The sequence below is a fragment of the Tabrizicola soli genome, from assembly GCF_015999335.1.
In the GTDB taxonomy this organism is placed as follows: Bacteria; Pseudomonadota; Alphaproteobacteria; order Rhodobacterales; family Rhodobacteraceae; genus Tabrizicola; species Tabrizicola soli.
Window position 1 is genome coordinate 96,158 of sequence record NZ_JAEACP010000014.1, and the last position, 19,797, is coordinate 115,954.

The following is a 19,797-nucleotide window of genomic DNA, read 5'->3' on the forward strand; positions in this document are numbered from 1 at the left end:
GCCGCCCGGCTGTTCACTGGCCGCGCCTGGCCAGCCAGGCCTGCATCATCGCGATCTCGGCCTCCTGCGCGCGGATGACCTCCTCGGCCAGCTGGCGCACCTCGGGGTCCTTGCCGAATTCCAGCGCGACCTTCGCCATGTCGATGGCGCCCCGGTGGTGCGGGATCATGCCCCGCATGAAGTCCACGTCGGCGTCGCCGGTGAAATCCATGCTCATGGCGGAGCCCATCCGGGCCATCGCCTCGGCATAGGCCCGGGTCGAAGGGGTGTCCGGGGTCGCGGCGGCGGACATGTCATGGCCCGCCATGTCGTGCCCCGTCTCCGCCTGGCCGCCGGTGGCCCGGCTTTGCGCGAAGGCGAGGCCTGCCGCCACGACCAGCGCGCCGGTGATGAAGATCGGGGAAAGCCGGTTCATCACTCGGCCACCGCGGGAAAGCCGGCCTCGGCCAGCGCCGCCATGATGGCCGCCTGCGGCGCCGCCGTCTCGACCTTCACCCGGCGGGCGGGGGGATCGGCCTCGACCACCGCCGCCGGGTCCAGCGCGCGGATCGCCGCCGTGACCGAACGCGCGCAGCCGCCGCAGGTCATGTCTTCGATACGGAATTGCATGAGAACCTCCATCCGTTTCGTCTCATGCCCTGCAAGCTAGTCCTTCCAACGATGGGAAGGTCAAGAGGGCTCGGCAAGGAATTTTACACCTTGACCTTCCCATGGTTGGAAGCCGCAGAAGACATCCCCATATCGGAAGGGATCAGGGGAGAAAGCATATGAACATCGGTCAGGCGGCCCGGACCTCGGGCGTTTCCGCCAAGATGATCCGCTATTACGAGCAGAGCGGGCTGATCCCCCCGGCCGGGCGCACCGGCGCGGGCTACCGGGATTATTCGGACAAGGATGTGCACGAGCTGCGCTTCATCCGCCGCGCCCGCGACCTCGGCTTCGCCACAACCGAGATCGTCGAGCTTCTCGGCCTCTGGCGCGACCGCTCGCGCCAGAGCGCGGATGTGAAGCGGATCGCCGAGAACCATGTGGCCGCCTTGCAGACCAAGATCCGCGAGCTGCAGGAGATGGCCGACACGCTGGCCGAGCTTGCCCATTGCTGCCACGGCGACCACCGGCCGGACTGCCCGATCCTGGAGCGGCTGGAAACGCCGGAGAACGATACGCCCGCGACGATCCGGCCGCGTTCGGGCGCGGTGGCGCGCTCCAGGCGCTGACTGCGGCAATTGCCCCGGAGGGCGGCGATCACGCGGCCCGTTTGCCGAACAGACTGCGGGCGCGGATGCCGGCATCCGCCGGGCGGAACAGCGCCACGCCGTCCTGGCGCTCCGGGCAGGTCAGACGCTCACCGGCGATGCGGCTCCAGCAGTCCGAGGCTGCCAGGCCGCGCGGGACAGCGCCGCCGGAGGTGGCGAAAAAGCCGATCGCGGCAAATGTTTCGGGAAGGGCGGCAATCGAAAGAGACATGATATTTCCCCTTGCGCCCGAAATGGTTACGGGCGGGAATGGCAGATTTTTGCGTTTACTGACCGCTTATTCTTCCACCACGCCACCGCGTCAACGGCTGCGGGGCCGAACCATCCGCCTCTCTCTGGTGATGCCGACATTAAGGTGAAACCGGCCAGACTTTCGGATGCCCCACCCGTGCCGTGGTCAGGGGGGCGTTCGCCTTCGCCTCGCCGGAAGCGGACCGGCAGGGCTGCGCGCGCCCGTCAGGGGCCATCGGCGCGCGACGGACGCAAACGGTGTGGGCCCGGGTTGCGGCAGCCGGAATCCCGGCTCAGACCAGCCCCAGATCGCGCGCCAGCACCACCGCCTGGGTCCGGTTCTGCGCTCCGAGCTTGCGGCAGATCGCGGTGACATGCATCTTCACCGTCGGCTCGGCCAGCTGCATCTCGACGGCGATGCTCTTGTTCGGACGGCCCTCCGCCAGATACTCGAGCACCTTCATCTCCTTGTCGCTCAGCTCGCCCTTCCTGGCCATGCGCTGCTGTTCCGCGCCGGTGCGCATCAGCTCCATCGGCAGATAGCGCTCGCCCGCATGCATGAAGCGGATCGCATTGGCCAGGCTACGCACCGGCGTGGTCTTCAGCACGATCCCCGCCGCGCCCGAGCCCAGAAGCTCGTCCGTCATCCGCGCCGTGGGATTGCCGGTGATGATGCCGACCGGCTTGCCCTCGTTCAGCCGCACCATCCGGCGCAGGCCCGAGACGCCGTTCATCCCCGGCATGTTCAGGTCCAGAAGCACCACGTCATAGGCCCCGTTCTCCTCGACCAGCTCCACGGCCTCGTCAAGGTCATTGGCCGTGCTGACCTGCATGCTGGCCGAGGTCGCAAGGAACATCGAGAACATGTCCAGAATCATTCTGTGATCGTCCGCAAGTAGGACGCGAAGCTTCGCGGCGGGCTGGACAGTGTCGGACATTCAGTTCTCTCGTCCTGCAAATGGTTGGGTCAACAGGAAAACCTGCACATATACAAACCAGTGACGTAGGGTCACCCCCATCCGTCAGCGCACCACCCACTACAGTCATCTTCCTGCCTAGCCCATAGAGTTGGCCAAAAAATGTCCATAATCCTTCTAAAGTATGGCTCGCTTTCTTTTGTCTGGATGCGCATCCGTCTGCTTTCTGGTAATCCCCCGCAACCACGCGTCCCCTAGGAGGTCTACATGCGTCCCACCATCGCCGTTCTGGCCGTGGCCCTTTCCGGCATCCTGCCGTCCGTCCCCGCGGCCCGGGCCTCCGAAGTGCTGCTGACCGTCCAGGCCGCAGGCGACGCCGCCCCGGTCGAGCTTGATCTTCAGGCGCTGTCCGCCATGACCCCGGTCGAATTCGACACCACGACGCCCTGGACCGATGGCAAGCACCATTTCACCGGCGTGCCGCTGAAAGAAGTCCTCGCCAGCGCCGGCATCACCGAAGGCACCGTCCGCGCCGTGGCCCTGAACGACTATGCCGTGGACCTTCCGGTGGCCGAACTGGACGACACCGCCCCGATCGTCGCCTATCACCTTGACGGCCAGCCCTTCGGGATCCGGCAGAAGGGTCCGCTCTGGATCGTCTACCCCTATGACGAGGACAGCCGGTATCAGTCCGAAACCGCCTATGGCCGCAGCGTCTGGCAGCTGAACCGGCTTCTGGCCAAGTAGCGCGGTAGTAGTGCCCTACGCCGAATACTACAGCATCAGGAACACCGAGACGGCCGAGCGTGCCCGCCGCCGCCAGCGGGCGATCGCGCTTGTCATCATGGTGCTGTCCGTGCTTACCGCGAGCATCTCGGTCACCATCTTCGGCACCATCCGCGAGCAGTTCAACCTCAGCGAGGCTTCGGCCTCGGACAATCGGACCTGGGTGATCGCCCAGCTGCAGGTCGACCTGCTGAACTATACGCTCGCGCTGGACGTCGCCGCGGCCGATCCGGAGGATGCGGAGCTGCTGTCCCGGATCCGGCGCCAGTTCGACATCCTCTTCAGCCGGATCTCGCTGATCTCGAACGCCCCCGGCAAAGCGAACGAGACGGTCCGCGCCCGCCCGGAATGGCGGGCGCTGGTCGGTGAGGGCGGGCTGGTCCAGACCGCGCTACCGCTGATCGACGGCCCGGCGGAACATCTGGCCACCGCGCTGCCCCAGTTGCAGGCCGCCGCCCATTCCCAGCTCGAGCCGATCCGCAACACGGTCGTGGACAGCGTCGCCACCATGATGGGAGAAGGCGACCGCGCCCGCAGCGATCTGCGCGCGGCGCTCAAGCTTTTCGGCCTCGCGATCCTCTGGCTCTCGATCTGCCTCGCGGGCCTCATGGCCTCGCTCTACATGCAGGGCCGCCAGCAGACCCGCCATGCCAAGATCCTGGAAATCGCGGTCCACAACCTGCGCACCACGCTGGATTCCTCGCTCGACGCCGTCATGCTGGTCAACCGCGGGGGCCAGATCGTCGGGGCGAACCAGTCCTGCCACCGGATCCTCGGCGAGATGGCGCTGGAGTCGCGGCCCTCGCTGACCAGTTTCCTGCGCAATCCCGGCGACCCGTCGCAGCCGGTGCATTTCGCGGCCCTGATCCCGGGCGAGCGGCGGCGGATCGAGGCGCTGCGCGAGAACGGCACCCCCTTCCCCGCCGAGATCAGCCTGGCCAGCGCCCGTACCGGCGACGGCCATGACGTCTCGGTGGTATTCCTGCGCGACATCTCGGACCAGGTGACCTACGAGGAAGGCCTTGCCGCCGCCCGCCACGCCGCCGAAGCCGCGGACGAGGCCAAGGCCCGCTTCCTCGCGGTGATGAGCCACGAGATGCGCACGCCGCTGAACGGCCTGCTCTCCGCCACCGATCTGCTCGACCGCAGCTCGCCCCTGACCTCCGAGCAGCGGTGGTTCATCGACATCATCCACGACTGCGGCACCACCGCGCTGGAACAGGTGAACAACCTCCTGCACCTGACGCGGATGGGCAGCGCCGAGGCTGGCAGTTTCCCCGCCGCCGCCGTCTCGCTGCCGCAGACGCTTCTGGCCATGGCGCAGCAGTTTAGCGCCGACGCCGCGCGCCAGGGGACCGCCATCACGGTCACTGGCGACCTCAAGCCCGATTTCGCGGTCTCGATCCAGTTGCAGCCGCTGCGCCGGGCGTTGTCCAACCTCTTGTCCAACGCCGTGAAATTCACCGAGGACGGCACCATCACCCTCCGGCTCGAACGGTTCGCCTCCGACCGGCCCGGCCATATCGGCCTGCGGATCGCGGTCGAGGATACCGGGATCGGCATCGCCGAAGAGAACCTGGACCGCATCTTCCGCAATTTCGAGACGCTGGATTCCTCCTTCGCCCGCGTGCACGAAGGCTCTGGCCTCGGCCTCGGCATCGCCAAGCTCTCGGCCGAGGCGCTGAACGGCCGGATCGAGGCCCACAGCCGCCTGGGCGAGGGCAGCCGCTTCACCCTGGCCTTCGAGGCCCCGCTCGCCGACCTTCCCGCGCGCGAACCCGCCGAGACCGGCCCGGACAGCCTTCACCTGAAGGGATATTCCGTCCTTCTGGCCGAGGACAACGCCATCAACCGGGCCTTGATGCGCCGGCAGCTGGAAGGGCTGGGCCTTCAGGTCACCGAGGCCGCCGACGGGATCGAGGCCGTGGAACGCGCCCAGGCGCAGGATTTCGACGTGATCCTGATGGATGTCTCGATGCCCCGGATGGACGGCCTCGCCGCGACCGGCCTGATCCGCCGCGGCCAGCGCCAGCCCGAGGTCCCGATCATCGCCGTCACCGCCCAGGCCTCGCCCGAGCGGGTGCAGCAGTTCCGCGCCGCCCAGCTCAACGACGTCCTGACCAAGCCCGCCCGCGTCGAAGAACTGGCCGCGATGATCCTGCGCTTCTGCGCGCCCCGCCGCGGCCCCGCCGGGTCCGATCCGGCGCCCGATTACATCGAGCCCGACCTCCTGACGCCCCTGGCCCAGGACGAGATCCTCGCACAGCTGCGCGCCGACATGGAGCCGGCGTTCCTCGCCGGCATGGTCCGCCAGTTCCGCGAGGACGGCCACGCCTCCATCGCCGCCACCGCCGCCGCCCTCAAGGCCGGCGACCTCGCCCGGGTCCAGGCCCTCTCGCACCGTTTCGCCGGCGGGGCGGCGGTCCTCGGCCTGCTCGCCCTGCGCAACGCGCTCTGCGACCAGGAAGACGCCGCCCGTGACGGCCAGTCCCAGCGGGCCGAGCAGCTGCAGGCGGCGATCCCGCCGCTCTTCACCCGCAGCCTCGCCCATCTCGACCGCGCCCTCGGCGTCGCGCGGGCGTAAAGTCCGCTCTTACCAGTGCCCGACCGAGGCCATGCTCACCCAGGGCTCGACCGGCTCCAGCGCCGCCCCCTTCTGCAACAACTCGACCGAGATGTTGTCGGGCGAGCGCACGAAGGCCATCCGCCCGTCGCGCGGCGGCCGGTTGATCACCACCCCGTTCGCCTGCAGATGCGCGCAGGTGGCATGGATGTCGTCCACCTCATAGGCCAGGTGCCCGAAATGCCGGCTGTCCGAGGGCAGCCCCTCGTCGCCATCCCAGTTCCAGGTCAGCTCCACCGGGCACTCCTCCTGCCCCGGCGGCGCCATGAACACCAGCGTGAACCGCCCGCCCTCGTTGTCGTACCGCCGCATCTCCTCCAGCCCCAGAAGCCGGTAAAAGGCCATCGAGGCCTCCAGATCCTTCACGCGCACCATGGTGTGCAGATATCTGATCGTCATTCTTCCCTCCGTCTTCCCGTCCATCTTGCGGTATCGCCCCCCCGGTCCGCAAGCTATAGTGGTGCCCGACTCGTAACCACATGAGGCCCCAGATGCCCCTCACCCCCGAACAGACCGCCGAGATCGAGGCCGCAAGGGCCAATCCCCGCCCCACCCTCCGCGCCGTCTCCGAGGGGATGGAGGCCCATCTCTACCGCGCCCATCCCGTCCTCGACCACGGTTTCATCCGCGTCATCGACTACATGGGCGACGACAGCGCCATCGTCCAGGCCGCCCGCGTCAGCTACGGCGCCGGCACCAAGCACGTCCAGAACGACGAGGGCCTGATCCGCTACCTGATGCGGCACTGGCACTCCACCCCGTTCGAGATGTGCGAGGTCAAGCTGCACGTCAAGCTGCCGGTCTTCGTCGCCCGCCAGTGGATCCGCCACCGCACCGCCAACGTCAACGAATACTCTGCCCGCTACTCGATCCTGGATCGGGAGTTCTACATCCCCGAGCCCGCCCAACTCGCCGCCCAGTCCACCGTCAACAACCAGGGCCGCGGCGAGGTCCTGACCGGCGAGGAATCCGCCCGCGTCCTTGCGATGCTCAAATCCGACGCCGCGCAGATGTACGACCATTACGAGGCGATGCTCTCCCAGGACGGCCAGCAGGGCCTCGCCCGCGAGCTTGCCCGGATGAACCTGCCGATGAACATCTACACGCAATGGTACTGGAAGACCGACCTGCACAACCTGATGCACTTCCTCCGCCTGCGCGCCGACCCCCACGCCCAATACGAAATCCGCGTCTATGCCGAGGCGATTGCGGATTGCGTCCGGGATTGGGTGCCCTTGGCCTTCGCGGCCTTCGAGGACTACCGGATGGGCGGGGTGACACTGTCGGCGAAGGCGATTGCGGTGCTGAAACGGCGTCTGGCCGGGGAGACGGTGACGCAGGAGGCGTCCGGGATGAGCAAGGGCGAGTGGAGGGAGTTTGTGGAGGTTTGGGGGTGAATCGCCGACGCGACGTCGCCTTCAAGGTTGTGACATCAATGAACAACGACACAATAATTTCGTGTGATCTTCTCCCAAAGAGAGTGGTCGCTGTTTTGCAGCGTGCTGGAATAAGAACTATTGGTCAACTAAAGGCCACCATGACGATTGATCCTGATTGGCTGTCCCGAATTCCCGGATTTGGGACTTCTTCTTTGCTTGCCGTGAAGAGGCTTTTGGAGAGGGTGCGAGGGGAAACAGAGGACTTTGCAAGTCTCCCGAAAAGATTACGAGAAGCTCTCCGCTGCTTATCAATAGGTTCGTTGGAAGAGTTGAACGTCTTTCTTGCCGAGAATGGTGCGGCAAGACTCATGCGCGAACCGTATATTGGCCGAGCAATGTTGGGTGTCGCAATTGAGTTCACCAAGTCACATGGTCTATCACCAATATCCAGTCAACAGAGGATTTGCAACACAGTGGCACGCTGGCAGGCTGGAGTTCTTAACGATAATGACGCAATGAAGGAGGTTGAGACCGTTTCGCGACTTCTCGACAGGAGCCGTGAAGTCTCTGGCTTATGGGGTTGGCAACTGCCGTAGGTCGGGGCCTGCCCCGACTCCCGATGGCGGGGCAGGCCCCGCCCTACCACACCGCCCCATCCGCATCGCGGTGCCACGACGACCACGGCCACTCCCGCGGATGCCCGACCAAGCCGTGCTTCACCGGGTTGATCCAGCAATACCGGACATGGTTCGCCAAATCCGCCTCGTCCCGGATGTGATGCTCCCAGAACCGCTTCTGCCAGACGGGCGCTTCGTCCCGTAGGTCGGGGCCTGCCCCGACTCTGACCCGTCCACCCCGCGCCCCGTACGAATTCCGGGGCAAGTGCGTCGGGGCAGGCCCCGACGCTACGCAATTCCCTCGTGAACCGCGCCTTGATCTCGCTCATCCGCCCCGAATAATCGCTGTCGCCCTCCGGCAACGTCCACACGCAATGCATGTGGTCCGGCAGCACCACCCAGGCATCGATCGCAAACGGTCGCTTCGCGCGTGTCACCGCCACCGCCTGCCGCAACAGACCGACATGCCGGACCAGCGTATCCGCCCCCCGGTCCACCAGATTGACCGTGAAGAACACGCAAGCACCGGGAACCCTGGGGCGGACGTAACTTGACATGGCGCCAGTCTGCCCGGGCACGGTTAATGCGGCGTTACCATGTGCCACTCAACCCCTTTGCAGGCGCCCCCCGGATATGTTACCACCCGGCAAACGCCCACAGGCAAGCACCTGACAGCAAACGAGAATCCGAAAATGTCCACCGTGGACAGAAGGACCGTAACCCCATGATCCTCTACGGCATCCCCACCTGCGACACCTGCAAGAAGGCCCTGAAGGCGCTCGAACGGGCCGGAAAGGACGTCACCTTCCGCGACATCCGGGCCACCCCGCTGACCCAAGGAGAGGTCGACCGCATCGTCCAGGAATTCGGCAGCCGGGCGGTGAACCAGCAGTCCACCACTTACCGTTCCTTCAACGATTTCCTGAAGGCCTCCGACCCCGAGGCGCAGCTCATGGCACAGCCGACCGTGATGAAGCGGCCGGTCATCCAGGACGGGGATCGCTGGTATCTCGGGTGGGACAGCGCGACCGAAGCCGCGCTGACCGCTTAAAGCAGGCGCAGGTCGCCGGCCGACTGCTTGCCGTCGCGGCCCGACTGCAGCTCGTAGCCGATCTTCTGGTTGTCGCTCAGGCCCTTCAGCCCGGCGCGCTCGACCGCCGAGATATGCACGAACACATCCTTGCCGCCGTCATCGGGGGCGATGAAGCCATAGCCCTTGGTCGCGTTGAACCATTTCACGGTGCCTGTCGGCATGCCGCTTCTCCTCTCAGAACCCCCCGAGGCGCCATTGCCCCGGGCCGTGCCACCAGGTCTTCCAGGGCTTCGTTCAGAGAGCCGTGCAGGAATTCTGTCGTCACTGCGGCGATGATGCCGATGATTCGACGAAAATCAAGCAGCAAGGCGCGGACGCGCCCTGCCGGGCAACCGCGATGCCCAAAATTCTTGCACCGACAGAAGTCAGCCCGGCGGCAGCGCCTCGAAGCCGAAGGCCGCGAGCGCCGCCTCCAGCGCCATGGTCTCGGTCCGGGTCTCGCCCAGGCGGCGGACGGAAACCGTGCGGCCCTCGACCTCCTGCATGCCGATGGCCAGGATCACGGGAACCTTGCCGACCGAATGTTCGCGGACCTTGTAGTTGATCTTCTCGTTGCGCACATCCGCCTCGGCCCGCACCCCGGCCTTGCGCAGGGCCGCCACGACCTCATGCACGAAGGGATCGGCGTCCGAGACGATCGAGGCCACGACCACCTGCCGGGGGGCCAGCCAGAACGGCAGCCTGCCGGCGTAGTTCTCCAGGAGGATGCCGATGAACCGTTCGAACGACCCCAGGACCGCGCGGTGCAGCATGACCGGGCGGTGCTTCATCCCGTCCTCGCCGACGTATTCCGCGTCCAGCCGCACCGGCAGGTTGAAGTCGCACTGGAAGGTGCCGCACTGCCATTCGCGGCCGATGGCGTCGGTCAGCTTGAAGTCCAGCTTCGGCCCGTAGAAGGCGCCGTCGCCGGGGTTGATCTCATAGGGCAGGCCCAGCGACTGGATCGCCTTCTCCAGCGCGGATTCGGCCTTGTCCCAGACCTCGTCCGAGCCGACCCGGACCTCGGGGCGGGTGGAAAGCTTGATGTCGAACTTCTCGAAGCCCAGGTCCTTGTAGACGCCGGAGAGGAGCGCGATGAACCCGGCGCATTCCTGCTCGATCTGGTCCTCGGTGCAGAAGATGTGGGCGTCGTCCTGCACGAAGCCGCGCACCCGCATCAGCCCGTGCATCGAGCCGCTCGATTCATAGCGATGGCACGAGCCGAATTCGGCAAGCCGCAGCGGCAGATCGCGGTAGCTCTTCAGACCCTGGTTGAAGACCTGCACATGGCAGGGGCAGTTCATCGGCTTCAGCGCGTTGATCCGCTTTTCCTTCGCGCCTTCCTCGTCCACCTCGACGATGAACATGTTCTCGCGGTAGGCCTCCCAATGGCCCGATTTCTCCCAGAGAACCCGGTCCACCACCTGCGGCGTCTTGATCTCCTTGTAGCCCGCCTGCCGCAGCCGCCCGCGCATGTAGTCTTCCAGCACGCGGTAGATCGTCCAGCCGTTCGGGTGCCAGAAGACCATGCCCGGCGCTTCCTCCTGCAGGTGGAACAGCTCCATCTCGCGGCCCAGCTTGCGGTGGTCGCGCTTCGCGGCCTCCTCCAGCATCGTGAGATGCGCCTTCAGGTCGTCGCGGTTGCGGAAGGCCACGCCGTAGATGCGCTGCAGCATGGGCCGTGAGGCATCGCCCAGCCAGTAGGCCCCCGCGACATGCGTCAGCTTGAACGCATCCGCCGGCACCTGCCCCGTATGCTGCAGATGCGGCCCCCGGCACAGGTCCTGCCAGTCCCCGTGCCAGTACATCCGGATGTCCTCGCCCTCGGGGATGCGGTCCAGCAGCTCCAGTTTGAAGGGCTCCTGCCGGCCCCGGTAGTATTCCACCGCCCGCGCCCGTTCCCACAGCTCGGTCCGGACCGGCTCGCGCGCATTGATGATCTGCTTCATCCGCGCCTCGATGGCGCCCAGATCCTCCGGCGTGAACGGCTCTTCCCGGTCGAAGTCGTAGAACCAGCCCTGGTCGCGCACCGGGCCGATCGTGACCTTCACCTCGGGCCAGATCTCCTGCACCGCGCGCGCCATGATATGCGCGAGGTCGTGCCGGATCAGCTCCAGCGCCGGGGCCTCGTCCTTCAGCGTGTTGAGCGCGATCGTCGCGTCACCCGTGATCGGCCAGGCCAGGTCCCAGTGCTTGCCGTTCACCTGCGCCGAGATCGCCGCCTTGGCCAGCGACGGCGCGATGGAGGCCGCCACTTCGGCAGGGGTCACCCCCGCCGGATACTGGCGGATGTTGCCGTCGGGAAATGTCAGGGAAATCTGGCTCATGGCCGGCTCCTCGTCGGTTTGGCGCCTACGAAACGCCCGGTTGCGGGTGATATGTCGGCGGCTCTCTTGCCCTTGAGCGGGGCCAAAGTCAAGCCATGCGCGGAACTTCGCCTTGGGGCCTCCGGCCGCCTCACACGGGCCGCGAAGGCCGATTATACACGGGGCATGACCACCTTCATCACCACGCCCCAGGGCCGCCATATCGCCTGCCACCGCACCCCCGGCCGCGAGCCCGGGGTGGTCTTTCTCGGCGGCTTCCGTTCCGACATGACCGGCTCGAAGGCCCTGCATCTGCAAGCCTGGGCCGAGGCGACGGGCCGCGCCTTCCTGCGCTTCGACTATTCCGGGCACGGTGCCTCGCGCGGGAGTTTCGAGGAACTGGCGCTTTCGGACTGGCGCGAGGATGCGGCCGCGCTGATCGGGCTTCTGACCGAGGGGCCGCAGGTCCTGGTCGGCTCGTCGATGGGCGGCTGGATCGCGCTCCTTTTGGCCCGCGACCTGCCCGAGCGGGTGGCGGGCCTGGTCGGCATCGCCGCCGCCCCCGATTTCACCGAGCGGATGTGGGAGGAGATGACCCCGGCCGACCGTTCCACGCTGCTGGAGACCGGGGTCTTCCACCGCCCCTCGGACTATTCCGACGAGCCTTATCCGATCACCCGCCGCCTGATCGAGGACGGGCGGCAGAACCTGGTGCTGCAAGGGCCGTTGCACCTGCCGATTCCGGTGCGGCTGTTGCAGGGCACCGCCGATGTGGATGTGCCGACGCCGGTGGCGCTGGGGCTTCTGGACCACATCTCAAGCCCCGACCTGCGGCTGACGCTGGTCAAGGACGCGGACCACCGCTTTTCCTCGCCCGCCTGCCTGGAGCTGATCACCCGCATGGTGGAGGAGGTGCTGGTCCTGTCCGCCCCGGCCGAGGTGCAGATTTCGAACGCCAGTTAGCGGGCGGCCCGGCCGGTGGCGGCCCGCCCTTGCACTTTTCGCACAAGGGCGCGCGACTTCAGGCCGAGGCCAGCGCGATCTTGGCTTTCGGCTTGCCCGCGGCACGGTCGATGAAGCTCAGGACCAGCGGGCGGATGTTCAACCGCCAGCTCTTTCCGGCGAAGATGCCGTAATGGCCCGCGCCCGGCTCGAGGTGGTGGCCCTTCTTCTCCTCCGGCAGGTTGGTCAAGAGCTTCAGCGCCGCCACGCATTGCCCCGGCGCCGAGATGTCGTCATTCGCGCCCTCGACCGTCATCACCGAGACCCTTGTGATCGCGCCCATGTCCACCTTGCGGCCCGCAACCGTGAACTCGTTGCGCGCGACCTCGCCGTTCTTGAACAGGCGCTCCACCGTCGAGAGGTAGAACTCGGCCGTCATGTCCATCACCGCCAGGTATTCGTCGTAGAAGCGGTTGTGCGCATCATGATCCGAAGCCTCGCCCCGCGCGACGCGGAAGATCTGCTCGGTGAAGGCCTTGCTGTGACGCTCGGCGTTCATCGCGATGAAGCTTTGCAGCTGCAACAGGCCCGGATAGACCAGCCGTCCCGCGCCCTTGGACATGAAGCCGACGCGCTGGATCGCCAGATGCTCCAGCTGTCCCATCGTCACCCGGCGGCCGAAATCGGTGACCTCGGTCGGCGCGGCGTCGGGATCGACCGGCCCGCCGATCAGGATCAGCGAACTGGGCTGCGCCTCGGGCGCCTCGGCCGCCAGATAGGCGGTGGCGGCCAGCGCCAGCGGGGCCGGCTGGCAGATCGCGATCACATGCGTCTCGGGGCCGAGGACCTTCATGAACTCGGCCAGGTAAAGGGTATAATCCTCGACGTCGAACTTGCCCGCGCTGACCGGAATGTCGCGCGCATTGTGCCAGTCGGTCACATAGACATCGGCGTCCGGCAGAAGCGAGGCCACGGTCGAGCGCAGGAGCGTCGCATAATGCCCTGACATCGGCGCGACCAAGAGCACCTTGCGCGCCATGGGCGAGCGGCGGCGGACGAAGAAATGCACCAGATTGCCGAAGGGCTTTTCCACCACCGGGTTCACGTCGACCAGATGGTCCTGCCCGTCCGGTCCCACGATCGAGCGGATGCCCCAGTCGGGCTTGGCGATCATCCGGGCGAAGGTCCGTTCCGTGACGGTGCCCCAGGCCGCCATCAGCGGCAGGAGCGGGTTCAGGGACATGGCGAAGGCGGGGTAACTGGCAAAGGCCTGAGCGGTGGAGCCCAGCCACTCATTGGTGTTGCGGGCGCTTTCCATCAGGTCGTAGGTATTGGTATACTTCATCAAGTCTCCTCACCCTTGCGGGCGCTTGGTGCACGGCGGGCCTTGGAACGGACAGCGCAATGCTGCACAGCGGCAAGAATAGGTGGGAACCATTCGCGTGACAACAGAAGATAAGACTCCGGTGAGCGACGAAACCGAAGCCCGCCTCGCGCGGTTGAACGCCAACCTCGCCAAGGTCGAGGAGCTGTCGAAGCGGCTGACCGCCGCGCTGGCGCATCGCCGCCCGGTCGATCCCGCGCTGCATGGCCCCGCGCCCGATGTCTACATGAAGGCCGCCGCCGCCTATCTGGCCGAGATGATGTCGAACCCCGCCAAGGTGGTCGAGCATCAGATCAACTACTGGGGCAAGACGCTGAAGCACTATGTCGAGGCGCAGCAGACCCTCGCCAAGGGCGAATTCAAGGCGCCCCCGGACCCGAACCCCAAGGACCGGCGCTTTTCCAACCCCCTGTGGGAAACGCATCCCTTCTTCAACTACCTCAAACAGCAGTACCAGCTGAACGCCGAGGCGATCAGCACCGCCGTCGGCGGCATGGACAGCCTGGATCCCGCCGACCGCAAGCGGGTGGAGTATTTCACCCGGCAGATCGTCGACATGTTCTCGCCGACCAATTTCCTGGGCACCAACCCGGACGCGCTGGAGAAGGCGGTGGAAACCGACGGCGCAAGCCTGGTGCAGGGGCTGGAGAACCTGGTCCGCGACATCGAGGCGAACCAGGGCGACCTTCTGGTCACGCTGGCCGACCGCGAGGCGTTCAAGGTCGGCGAGAACCTCGCCACCTCACCCGGCGCGGTGGTCTACCGCAACCGGATGATGGAGCTGATCCAGTACGAACCCACCACCGAGAAGGTGCACAAGACCCCGCTGGTGATCTTCCCGCCCTGGATCAACAAGTTCTACATCCTGGACCTCAAGCCCGCGAATTCGCTGATCAAGTGGATCGTGGACCAGGGCTTCACGCTCTTCGTCGTCTCCTGGGTCAACCCGGATGCCTCCTATGCCGGCACGACGATGGACGACTATATCCGCGACGGCTACCTCCGCGCCATGGCCGAGGTCCGCCGCATCACCGGCGAGAAGCAGATCAACGCCACCGGCTACTGCATCGCCGGCACCACGCTGGGCCTCACGCTGGCGCATCTGCAGAAGGCCGGGGACCATTCGGTCAAATCGGCCACCTTCTTCACCACGCTGACCGATTTCTCCGACCCCGGCGAGGTCGGCGTCTTCCTGAACAACGACTTCGTCGACGGGATCGAGCGGCAGACCGAACGCGATGGGATCCTGTCCAGGTTCTTCATGTCGCGCACTTTCAGTTTCCTGCGCTCGAACGACCTGATCTACACCCCGGCGATCAAGTCCTACATGCTGGGCGAGGCGCCGCCCGCCTTCGATCTCCTCTACTGGAACGGCGACAGCACCAACCTTCCGGCGAGGATGGCCGTCGAATACCTGCGCGGCCTGTGCCAACAGGACGGCTTCGCCAGGGGCGAGTTCCAGGTCTTCGGCAGCCCGGTCGATCTTGCCGAGGTGAAGCTGCCGCTCTGCGCCGTCGCCTGCGAGACCGACCACATCGCGCACTGGCGGGGCAGCTTCAACGGCGTCAAGCAGATGGGATCGAAGGACAAGACCTTCATCCTGTCGCAGTCCGGCCATATCGCCGGGATCATCAACCCGCCCTCCAAGGACAAGTACGGCCATTACACCTCCGACGCCCCCGTCGCAGGCGCGCCCGAGGACTGGCTGAAGTCCGCGACCTTCCACAAGGGCAGCTGGTGGCCGCGCTGGGGCGAATGGCTGAAGGCCCGTTCCGGCCCGCTGGTCAAGGCCCGGATCCCGGTCGATTCGCTGGCCGCCGCACCCGGAACCTACGTCACCGCCACGCCCGAGACCTGACATTTCATCGCCTTTACGCGGGGTTAATCGCCGCAACCGGCGGTTTTGCTGCATTGCAGAAACAGACTTGAAATGCTGCACCGCAGCATGTATATCCCTGTCATGTCGAACCGGGGCGATCCCGGACAAAGCGGAGCAAAGAAATGACCAAGACCCCCGATTTCACCAAGGTCGTGCAGGACATGATGGCCTCCATCCCGGTTGACGCCTCGGCCTTCCAGAACGCCTTCAAGACCCAGGCCGCCTTCGCCGAGAAATTCTCGAAAGTGGCGATCGAAGCCGCCGAGAAGTCGACCGAGATCTCGGCCAAATGGGCCAAGGACACCCTCGCCAAGGTTTCCGACATCTCGAAAGCCAAGGCCGAGCCGACCGACTACACCAAGGCCGCCACCGATTTCGCTTCGGCCGCTGCCGAGATGGCTGCCGAGAACCTGGCCGCCTTCGCCGAAGTCGCCAAGAAAGTGCAGATGGAAACCGTCGAGCTGATGCTGGCCGCCGGCAAGGACATGTCGGAAGACGCCACCGCCGCCGTGAAGAAGGCCACCGCCGAAGTGACCTCGGTCGCGAAAAAGGCCGCTGCGGCCGCGAAGTAATCGGCATCAGGCAAGATTACGCGCCGTTTCGCGCGAAGGGCCCGGAGGCGACTCCGGGCCCTGTTCTTTTGCCGGCCCCGCGCTAGACTCTCCCGGATCACGCGTGAGGCCCGCGATGCTGACGCTCTGGACCTATGACTGGGTGCCCCCGCCCCCCCGCGGCCATGTCCGCGACATCCGCCTGCGCTGGGCGATGATCGAGGCCGGCCTGCCCTATACCGTCGCCACCGTCCCCTTCGACAATCGCGGCCCCGACCACCTCGCCCGCCAGCCCTTCGCCCAGGTCCCCTTCCTGACCGACGGCGGGATCACCCTGTTCGAAAGCGGCGCCTGCCTGCTGCACCTTGCCGAAAAGTCCGAAACCCTGATGCCGCGCGATCCCGCAGGCCGGGCCGACACGCTGCAATGGCTGATCGCCGGGCTGAACTCGGTCGAGATGGTCTCGGTCCCCTGGTGGTTCATCGGCCTCTCCCGGCCCGAGACGAACCCGCTGGACGGCTGGCTCGACCAGCGGCTGATGCGCCTCGCCGATGTGCTGGCAAGCCGCGACTGGCTGGCCGCCGGCCGCTTCACCGTGGCCGACATCCTGATGGCCGACATCCTGCGCGTCCCCGCCCTGCGCCCGCGCCTCGGCCCGCCGCTCGCGGCCTATCTCGACCGCACCCTCTCCCGCCCCGCCTTCGACCAGGCCCGGCAGGACCAGCTGGCCCATTTCGCGGCCGCAGACGCCGGCCGCCCCTCGTGACCCTTTATTTCTGCGCAAGCCTCCCCTAGACTTCTCTGCAAGCGCAAAAGGCGCGGGGGGAACCATGGCCGACACCGACAAGCCGCTCTTGATCAAGCGTTACGCCAGCCGCCGGCTCTACAACACCGAAACCTCGGATTACGTCACGCTCGAGGATATCGCCGGCTTCATCCGCCAGGGGCGCGAGGTGCAGATCGTCGACCTCAAGACCGGCGACGACCTGACCCGGCAATATCTCCTCCAGATCGTGGCCGAGCATGAATCCAAGGGCGAAAGCGTCCTGCCCGTCGACGTGCTGACCGACCTCGTGCGCAGCTACACCAGCGGGATGCAGTCGATCGTGCCGCAGTTCCTCGCCACCTCGTTCGAGATGCTGCGCGACAGCCAGTCCAAGATGATGGAGAATCTCTCCGCCTTCCCGAACCCGATGGCCGCCGTTCCCGGATTCGAGGCGATGCGCAAGCAGCAGGAGGCCTTCCTCAAGTCGATGATGGGCGGCATGCCCGCCTGGGGCGGCTCGGGCCCGGCGAAAGAGGAAACGTCTTCCGAGGACATCGCCGAGATCAAGAAGCAACTGGCCGAGTTGCAGAAGAAACTGTCCAGGCTCTAGATGGCCGAAGCCGAAGGCCGCGTCACGCTCTGGGGGATCGAGGTCTTCGTCGCCGCAGCCGAGGAAGGCTCGATCTCGGCCGCCGCCCGCCGCCTCGGCGTCAGCCCCTCCGCCGTCAGCCAGCAGCTATCGGGACTCGAGGCCGCACTGGGGGCGGTCCTGCTCGACCGCTCCGGCCGTCCGATGCAGGTCACCCCGGCCGGCGCCATGTTCCGCCGCCACGCCCAGACCATCCTGAACGCCGCCTCCGAGGCCCGGGCCGAGCTTGCCATGGCCGACCTCTCCGGCCTGACCACGCTGCGCCTCGGCGTGATCGAGGATTTCGACAGCGACGTCACCCCGCGCCTGCTCTCCAGCCTCGCCCGCGACCTGAAGGGCTGCCGCTTCCTGCTGGAGACCGGGGCCAGCCACCGGCTGATGGACCAGCTCGAGGCCCGCGCGCTGGACATCGTCATCGCCGCCGACAGCGGCCCCGCGACCGAGGATTGGCGCGAGGTGCATCCATTGATGTCCGAGCCCTTCCTCTCCGTCACGCCCCCCGGCGCCCGGATCGAGGATCTGCCGCTGATCCTCTACACCGCGCGCCACCTGATGGGCCGCCAGATCGCCGCCCACCTGGCACGCCACGGCTTGAAGCCCGCGCACCGCTTCGAGCTGGACAGCTACGCCGCGATCCTGGCCATGGTCGCGGGCGGCGAGGGCTGGACCATCCTCACGCCGCTTGCGCTCCACCAGGCCCGCGCCTTCCGCGACAAGGTCGAGGTTCGCCCCCTGCCCTTCCCGGCACTCGAACGCACCCTCTCGCTCTCCGCCCGCGCCGGCATCCTGCACGGCATCCCCGCCCAGATCGCCGCCCGGCTGAAACCGCTGATCGCCGAGGTCGTGATCGCCCCCGCGCTTGCCGCCGCCCCCTGGCTCACCCCCGCGCTGAGGGTGCTCTGACCCGCAAACCGGACACGCCCGCCTTTCATCCTTGCCCGAATATCCCCACCAGAGGTGCAATTCGCTGGCGCCACTGGTTCGAGCCAGCAAGTTGCGGGCGCCAGCACGACGCACGCCGCCGGAATCACCCGCGGCAGAAGGGCGCCTCCCCTCCCCCTCGTGGGGAGGGGATGGGGGTGGGGGGACGCCTGCCAGAACCCTGACGCCTCCCTAGTGAAAACGCCAACCCATTGATTTCAAAGGGTCGGAACAACCCGCCGCGCGCGGCGGCCTAGCCGCGCACCTCGACCGCCGCATCCACGATCGCCGCGGCGATATAGTCCAGTTCCGCCTCGGTCAGCCGGGTCGGCAGCCGCACGTCGCAGGCCCGCATCAGCATCGCCCGGGTCTGCGGCAGCTCCGGCACCTCGCCCAGGAACTGCCAGTTCCAGAACGCCCGCGCATTGCCCTCGCTCAGCCCGAAGACCTGCACCGACACCCCCCGCGCCTTGGCCGCCGCCTGGAAGTCCAGCGCCTGCTGGTCCGACCAGCCGCCAACCAGGTTGAACTGGATCGAATCCGGCGCGCGTTCCTCGGGCCCCAGTGCCTCGGGCACCGCCAGATGCGCCGAAAGGTTCAGCACCGCAGCAACGCGGTCATGCCCCGCCCGGCCCTTCGCCACCCGCTCCGCCACCAGCGGCAGCTGCGGCCGGATCACCGCCGCCGACAGGTTCTGCATCCGCAGGTTATACAAGGGCAGCTTGTTCTGCCAATGCGCGCAGGAATTGGTCAGCCCCGGATGCTTCTTCCAGTTCGCCTCATAGGCCCCCGACATGATGATCGCCCGCGCCGCGATCTCGGGATCGTCGGTGATCATGATCCCGCCCTCGCCGGCGTTCACCAGCTTGTAGGACTGGAAGCTGAAGCAGCCGACCCTGCCGATCGTGCCGATGTTGCGCCCGTCCCAGACCGTGCCCAGCGAATGCGCCGCATCCTCGATCACCGGCACGCCCGCCGCATCGGACAGCGCCATGATCGTGTCCATGTCCGAGGTATGCCCCCGCATGTGGCTGATCAGCACGGCATCCGCCTCCGGCAGCTTGCGCGCGAAATCCGCCATGTCGACGCGGTAGTTGTCGCCCACCTCGACCAGCACCGGCACGCAATCGGCATGCACGACCGAGGACGGCACCGCCGCGAAGGTGAAGGCCGGGATCAGCACCTTCGCGCCACGCGGCAGGTCCAGCGCCTTCAGCGACAGGAACAGCGCGGCCGAGCAGGAGGAGACCGCCAGCGCATAGCGCGCGCCCAGAAGCTCGGCGAATTCCTTCTCCAGAAGTGCCACCGGAGCATCCGAGGGCGCGGTGTAGCGAAAGAGGTCCCCCGACAGAAGCAGCCGGTCGATCTCGGCCCGCGCGGCCTCGGGGATCGCTTCGGCATCATAGACATTCGGGGCGAGGGTTTGACCATCCGGGGCCATTCGTGCACCTTTTCTGAAACTCAGGTTCAGGAAAGGTGTAAACACCCAGTCAGTGACGCGCCAGTGACAAATTTTTC

Annotated in this window: 21 protein-coding genes; 11 read left to right on the forward strand and 10 right to left on the reverse strand. The window is 66.5% G+C overall.

Annotated elements, in window-relative coordinates:
* Positions 1-13 precede the first annotated feature (13 nt).
* Complete coding sequence (gene copM, locus I7S92_RS14295) at positions 14-415, reverse strand: CopM family metallochaperone (RefSeq protein WP_197645510.1); 402 nt, start codon at positions 413-415, stop codon at positions 14-16.
* Positions 415-609, reverse strand: a complete 195-nt coding sequence (locus I7S92_RS14300) for a heavy-metal-associated domain-containing protein (protein WP_197645511.1) — start codon at positions 607-609, stop codon at positions 415-417. Before I7S92_RS14300 ends, copM begins: the two co-directional genes overlap by 1 nt.
* A gap of 158 nt (positions 610-767) precedes the next feature.
* Between I7S92_RS14300 and cueR the strand changes: the two genes are divergently transcribed.
* Complete coding sequence (gene cueR, locus I7S92_RS14305; protein WP_197645512.1) at positions 768-1,217, forward strand: Cu(I)-responsive transcriptional regulator; 450 nt, start codon at positions 768-770, stop codon at positions 1,215-1,217.
* A gap of 28 nt (positions 1,218-1,245) precedes the next feature.
* On the opposite strand, the gene I7S92_RS14310 is transcribed toward cueR, so the two are convergent.
* Both I7S92_RS14310 and I7S92_RS14315 read right to left on the reverse strand, forming a co-directional pair.
* Positions 1,246-1,467, reverse strand: coding sequence for a hypothetical protein (locus I7S92_RS14310; RefSeq protein WP_197645513.1), 222 nt, complete (start codon positions 1,465-1,467; stop codon positions 1,246-1,248).
* Positions 1,468-1,780: 313 nt separating this feature from the next.
* Positions 1,781-2,425: a response regulator transcription factor gene (locus I7S92_RS14315; protein ID WP_197645514.1), complete on the reverse strand. Its 645-nt coding sequence runs from the start codon at positions 2,423-2,425 to the stop codon at positions 1,781-1,783.
* A gap of 246 nt (positions 2,426-2,671) precedes the next feature.
* Here I7S92_RS14315 and I7S92_RS14320 point away from each other — a divergent pair, with 246 nt between their 5' ends.
* Complete coding sequence (locus tag I7S92_RS14320; protein WP_197645515.1) at positions 2,672-3,151, forward strand: putative pterin-binding protein; 480 nt, start codon at positions 2,672-2,674, stop codon at positions 3,149-3,151.
* A gap of 10 nt (positions 3,152-3,161) precedes the next feature.
* Positions 3,162-5,774: a hybrid sensor histidine kinase/response regulator gene (locus tag I7S92_RS14325; RefSeq protein ID WP_197645516.1), complete on the forward strand. Its 2,613-nt coding sequence runs from the start codon at positions 3,162-3,164 to the stop codon at positions 5,772-5,774.
* Positions 5,775-5,783: 9 nt separating this feature from the next.
* Here the strand turns inward: I7S92_RS14325 and I7S92_RS14330 are convergent, their stop codons facing one another.
* Positions 5,784-6,212, reverse strand: coding sequence for a VOC family protein (locus I7S92_RS14330; protein ID WP_197645517.1), 429 nt, complete (start codon positions 6,210-6,212; stop codon positions 5,784-5,786).
* 92 nt (positions 6,213-6,304) lie between these two features.
* Between I7S92_RS14330 and thyX the strand changes: the two genes are divergently transcribed.
* Positions 6,305-7,210 carry an FAD-dependent thymidylate synthase gene (thyX, locus tag I7S92_RS14335; RefSeq protein ID WP_197645518.1) on the forward strand — a complete coding sequence of 302 codons (906 nt, stop codon included), beginning with the start codon at positions 6,305-6,307 and terminating at the stop codon, positions 7,208-7,210.
* Positions 7,211-7,643: 433 nt separating this feature from the next.
* On the opposite strand, the gene I7S92_RS23575 is transcribed toward thyX, so the two are convergent.
* Positions 7,644-8,366, reverse strand: a complete 723-nt coding sequence (locus I7S92_RS23575) for an REP-associated tyrosine transposase (RefSeq protein ID WP_417851952.1) — start codon at positions 8,364-8,366, stop codon at positions 7,644-7,646.
* A gap of 167 nt (positions 8,367-8,533) precedes the next feature.
* Between I7S92_RS23575 and I7S92_RS14340 the strand changes: the two genes are divergently transcribed.
* Complete coding sequence (locus I7S92_RS14340; RefSeq protein WP_197645519.1) at positions 8,534-8,860, forward strand: arsenate reductase family protein; 327 nt, start codon at positions 8,534-8,536, stop codon at positions 8,858-8,860.
* Here I7S92_RS14340 and I7S92_RS14345 read toward each other — a convergent pair.
* A complete protein-coding gene (locus tag I7S92_RS14345; protein ID WP_103256685.1) occupies positions 8,857-9,063 on the reverse strand; it encodes a cold-shock protein in 207 nt (68 codons plus the stop codon). The genes I7S92_RS14340 and I7S92_RS14345 overlap by 4 nt on opposite strands.
* Before the next feature lie 204 nt (positions 9,064-9,267).
* Complete coding sequence (thrS, locus tag I7S92_RS14350; protein ID WP_197645521.1) at positions 9,268-11,208, reverse strand: threonine--tRNA ligase; 1,941 nt, start codon at positions 11,206-11,208, stop codon at positions 9,268-9,270.
* A gap of 165 nt (positions 11,209-11,373) precedes the next feature.
* Between thrS and I7S92_RS14355 the strand changes: the two genes are divergently transcribed.
* Positions 11,374-12,150, forward strand: coding sequence for an alpha/beta hydrolase (locus I7S92_RS14355; protein ID WP_197645522.1), 777 nt, complete (start codon positions 11,374-11,376; stop codon positions 12,148-12,150).
* Positions 12,151-12,208: 58 nt separating this feature from the next.
* Here I7S92_RS14355 and phaZ read toward each other — a convergent pair whose 3' ends face one another.
* Positions 12,209-13,474, reverse strand: coding sequence for a polyhydroxyalkanoate depolymerase (phaZ, locus tag I7S92_RS14360; RefSeq protein ID WP_197645524.1), 1,266 nt, complete (start codon positions 13,472-13,474; stop codon positions 12,209-12,211).
* Between the two features lie 121 nt (positions 13,475-13,595).
* On the opposite strand from phaZ, the gene I7S92_RS14365 reads away from it, so the two are divergent.
* The 5 genes from I7S92_RS14365 to I7S92_RS14385 all read left to right on the forward strand — a co-directional run bounded on the left by I7S92_RS14365 (position 13,596) and on the right by I7S92_RS14385 (position 18,261).
* Positions 13,596-15,371, forward strand: a complete 1,776-nt coding sequence (locus tag I7S92_RS14365) for a PHA/PHB synthase family protein (protein WP_386002125.1) — start codon at positions 13,596-13,598, stop codon at positions 15,369-15,371.
* Between the two features lie 143 nt (positions 15,372-15,514).
* Positions 15,515-15,964, forward strand: coding sequence for a Phasin (locus I7S92_RS14370; protein WP_197645528.1), 450 nt, complete (start codon positions 15,515-15,517; stop codon positions 15,962-15,964).
* Positions 15,965-16,067: 103 nt separating this feature from the next.
* Positions 16,068-16,709 carry a glutathione S-transferase family protein gene (locus I7S92_RS14375; protein ID WP_287863330.1) on the forward strand — a complete coding sequence of 214 codons (642 nt, stop codon included), beginning with the start codon at positions 16,068-16,070 and terminating at the stop codon, positions 16,707-16,709.
* A gap of 64 nt (positions 16,710-16,773) precedes the next feature.
* Positions 16,774-17,319 (forward strand): polyhydroxyalkanoate synthesis repressor PhaR, encoded by a 546-nt coding sequence (gene phaR / locus I7S92_RS14380; protein WP_197645530.1) that lies wholly within the window; start codon positions 16,774-16,776, stop codon positions 17,317-17,319.
* Positions 17,320-18,261 (forward strand): LysR family transcriptional regulator, encoded by a 942-nt coding sequence (locus I7S92_RS14385; RefSeq protein WP_197645532.1) that lies wholly within the window; start codon positions 17,320-17,322, stop codon positions 18,259-18,261.
* 271 nt (positions 18,262-18,532) lie between these two features.
* Here I7S92_RS14385 and I7S92_RS14390 read toward each other — a convergent pair whose 3' ends face one another.
* Entirely contained in the window at positions 18,533-19,720 is a 1,188-nt protein-coding gene (locus tag I7S92_RS14390; RefSeq protein ID WP_197645533.1) for a DegT/DnrJ/EryC1/StrS family aminotransferase, read from the reverse strand.
* Between the last annotated feature and the right edge of the window lie 77 nt (positions 19,721-19,797).